4 protein-coding genes are annotated in these 3,545 nt (G+C 55.0%); all 4 read right to left on the bottom strand.

Annotated features, from left to right (window positions below; all coding sequences use genetic code 11):
- The coding region (locus LB462_RS30775) for a hypothetical protein (protein WP_224515900.1) at nt 1–330 on the bottom strand (330 nt) is incomplete at its 3' end.
- An 18-nt stretch (nt 331–348) separates the two neighbouring features.
- Nucleotides 349–1,209 carry a carbohydrate ABC transporter permease gene (locus tag LB462_RS30770; protein WP_224515898.1) on the bottom strand — a complete coding sequence of 287 codons (861 nt, stop codon included), beginning with the start codon at nt 1,207–1,209 and terminating at the stop codon, nt 349–351.
- Nucleotides 1,209–2,033, bottom strand: coding sequence for a carbohydrate ABC transporter permease (locus LB462_RS30765; RefSeq protein ID WP_224515897.1), 825 nt, complete (start codon nt 2,031–2,033; stop codon nt 1,209–1,211). The genes LB462_RS30770 and LB462_RS30765 overlap by 1 nt, the downstream gene beginning before the upstream one ends.
- A 282-nt stretch (nt 2,034–2,315) precedes the next feature.
- Entirely contained in the window at nt 2,316–3,320 is a 1,005-nt protein-coding gene (locus tag LB462_RS30760; RefSeq protein ID WP_224515895.1) for a LacI family DNA-binding transcriptional regulator, read from the bottom strand.
- Nucleotides 3,321–3,545: the final 225 nt, after the last annotated feature.

Here is a 3,545-nt window from a genome sequence, read left to right as displayed (position 1 = left end):
GACCATGGAGGAGCCCATCTGCACAATATCGAAGCTCGTGGGTTCTTGGCCGGACATTTCGGCCCGGCACCGTATGACCAGAGAGTCTATGGGCAACTGCACGTATTCGACGTCTATGCCCGTGTCATTTTTAAAGGCAGGAATCGCGTCTTGGAGGATCGTTCCCTTCCATGAGGCGTTGTCGCCGAGGACAACGAGCTTTGAAGGCTTTTTTCCAAGCTCCGCGCGAGCTGTCGTCGACGAGCCGAGTGCGGCCAGATTGATGCCGGCCAAAGTCGATCCAAGCAACGTCCGCCGATTGATCAGGCCGGCCTTACTCGAACTGGACATGGCTCCCTCCATCACCCGTCAGGTAATTTTAGCATCATTTATAGCTCCTGACGACAAGCCAGGTACAAGGTGCCTTTGAACGATCAGCGAGAACACGATCACGGGCAGGAGAACCAGAATGCCGGATGCCGCGATGGCTCCCCAATCCGTCCCGGTCTCGCTACCCGCGTAAGTGCTCAGGAGGACCGGCGATGTTCGCGTGGCGTTATTGGTGAGAATGGCCGCGAAGATGAAGTCGTTCCAGGCAAGGAGCAGCGACAAGATAGCCGCGGTGGTGATCCCCGGTTTGGCCAAGGGCAAGGCGATCCTGAGGAAAGCCCCCGTCCGGGACGCGCCGTCCATATAGGCCGCTTCTTCCAAGTCGCGCGGCACACTTTTGAAGAAGTCGCGCGTGACCCAAACAATCACGGGAAGACTGAATGTCGTATAGGCCAGGATGAGGCCCGTCCTAGAGCTGTTCAGTCCCACAAGACTGAACATCACATACAACGGCAAGAGCGCCGCAATTGGCGGCAGCATCCGCATGATGAGCAGCGAAAAGAAGATGAGTTTGCGACCGGGGAAGCGGAATCGGGCGATGGTATAGGCCGCAGGTATTCCAGCAAACAGGGAGACCAAAACTGTCGCGGTGGTCACCAAAAAACTGTTCCAGAAGGAAACCAGAAAGTTCCCCTCAGACAAGACCGCGAAATAGTTCTCCATAGTCGGCCACCACAGAAAGAGTGGCGGTGTCGTGAAAATCTGCTCGCGTGTCTTCAAGGACAGTCCAAGTACCCAAAGCAGCGGCAGCAGGAAGATCACAAGCAAGCAGATCAATGCGCCATACACGAAGGCGTAGTAGCATCCTTGCCTGTAGCCTGTGTACGACAGGGATTTCATCAGTAGGGTTCCTTTTGACGTATGGCTGCTATCAGGAGCAGGGAGACTGTCAGGACGATCAACAGCATAATCCACGACGCAGCCGAAGCCAGCGTGAGATCGAAGCTGAAGAAGGACGTGTGATAGACGTAAATGGAGAGTACCAACGTCGCGTTCGCAGGCCCGCCTGCGGTCATCACGTAGACGTTGTCGAAGGCCCTGAACTCAAAAATGATCCGTAGGAGCATCGCCACGAGCAAATAGGGCGACAAAAGCGGCAAAGTTACATGACGGAACAGTGCCGTCTTGGTCGCGCCGTCGATCCTTGCCGCTTCCATTAACTCCTTCGGCACGGACTGCAGACCCGCCAGGAGGAGGAGTGCCACGAACGGTGCGTTCTGCCACACGTTCACTCCGCCCACTGTGATGAGTGCCAGCGTCGGGTCGCCGAGCCAGATGACCGGCGATCCGATGAGATAGTCGACAAGTCCATATGTTGGGTCGAGGAGGAGTTTCCAACAAAGCGCAGCGACGATAGGGGTTACCATCATCGGGACGATCAATGCCGTTCGAAAGATGCGGATGAACGGAAGATCCAGATTTAGAAGCAGGGCGATTGCCAGCCCGATCAGAATTTCGAGGCTGACCGTTGCAGAGGTATATCCAAGCGTAAGCCAGAGGCTTGCGACGAACACCTGATCTGCGAAAAGGTCCCTATAGTTTCGCAGGCCCACAAACTGAGCTTCCGAAACAGGTTGGTCAATCGACCAGGCGACGAAGCTCATGATCAACGACAGCAATAACGGAAAACCGAATACTGCCGCGCTAAGGACGATGGTGGGCAATGTGGTTAACGGAATGAAACAAAAGTCAGCTAATTCAGCAATCTGCAAGAGATAATTTCGCCCCCGAACTCCCCGACTGGAGGGCGTAATGGCGCTCCCGCGCTGTCGATCGTGGCGCCTCATCCCTCAGCCCCTCACCACTTGGCTGCGACACGGCTGTTCGCAGTCACCTTCGTTCGCCATTATTGGGTCTGAGGCATACTTTCGCCGATTAACCTCGCAGTGTCTCCTTAATAATTGTGATCAAGTGGACCCACCGCGGAAGGCTGCTGAAGCTACCCGTTACTTTCGCTCCCACGGCACCAGCGAAGCCGGACCTGCCGACTCGCGTATGATCAGTTCCGGCACGAGGTTTATGCGTAAAGGAGGGACTGTTTGAAAGCGGGAATTCGAGACTCTGTCAACAATGCAACGGGTCATCGCTGCTCCCATTTCGACATGAGGTGTTCGTATTGTCGTCAAGCGGGGTGCGACCTGCGAGGCCGATATGAAATCATTGAAGCCAACCACCGAAACATCTTCAGGCACACGAATTCCAAGGAGGGCCAGTTCCGAAATAACACTCACAGCTATGCCGTCATGAGCGCAAAATAGTGCGGACGGTTTGCCGCCGGCATCCATGTAGTCAAGGAGCGGCTTGCGCAGCCCCGCTTGTTCATCGAAGACAAGATCGTCTACAGTTCCATCAAACTCCTTTGCTCCATCGCACAATCCCCTAAATCTTTCCGCCCGGCCTAACAACCTTGCGTCTCCGTGGACGAATACGAACTTGCGATGCCCTAACGCTGCCAGGTAGCGTGCGATCGTGACACCAGCTTCCCAGTCTGCACCCGAGACTTGATCAATGTGCTCCAGCGGACCTGCATATCCTGAGCAAACCACTGGCAGGTTGGATCGGCTCGCGATCCCGGAGAGCTCTTCCGGGTAAGGTATTGCGAGGATCAACCCTACTACGGCCTCATCTACCGGCCCATCCAGGAGGCTGTGGGCCTGCTTTGAAATTACGGTAAAACCGGAAGCCTCGGCCTCCTGTTCCGCGCCAAGGAGGATATTTGACCACAGTTCCGTGCTCACACGATCAATCTCCCGGCGCAAAAACCAAATCTGTCCTCGGTTTTGGGCCTGTTCAGTTACAAAGGGATAGCCCATCTCCCTGGCCGCGCCTTCGACCCTTCGCCGTGTACCTTCCCCGACTCCCGGTTTGCCAGACAGAGCTCTCGAGACCGAAAATTTCGAAATGCCGAGTGCGTCGGCAAGGTCCTGTAACGTAACGCGTTTCCTCGCCATTAACCAAGATCCTGCCCAGCAACATTGCTGTAATCTACCTACCAAAATTGCGTATTTAGCGCAAGATGTTGCGCAACTTGTTTTGTTATGTTAGGGTTGAGGTTCCAAATTTGAAATCGTTCGTATGACTATGCAGATTGGGCAATCTACTGGCGTCACCAGAGACGTTGCGCTCTGTTTGAAAGAGCATGCGCCAAAAATGCAGCACCTCGGCGCAATCTCTGC

The organism is Phyllobacterium chamaecytisi, assembly GCF_020164455.1.
Lineage (GTDB): Bacteria > Pseudomonadota > Alphaproteobacteria > Rhizobiales > Rhizobiaceae > Phyllobacterium > Phyllobacterium chamaecytisi.
The sequence above is the reverse complement of the archived record's forward strand: the minus strand, read 5'-3'. Positions and strand labels throughout refer to the sequence as shown.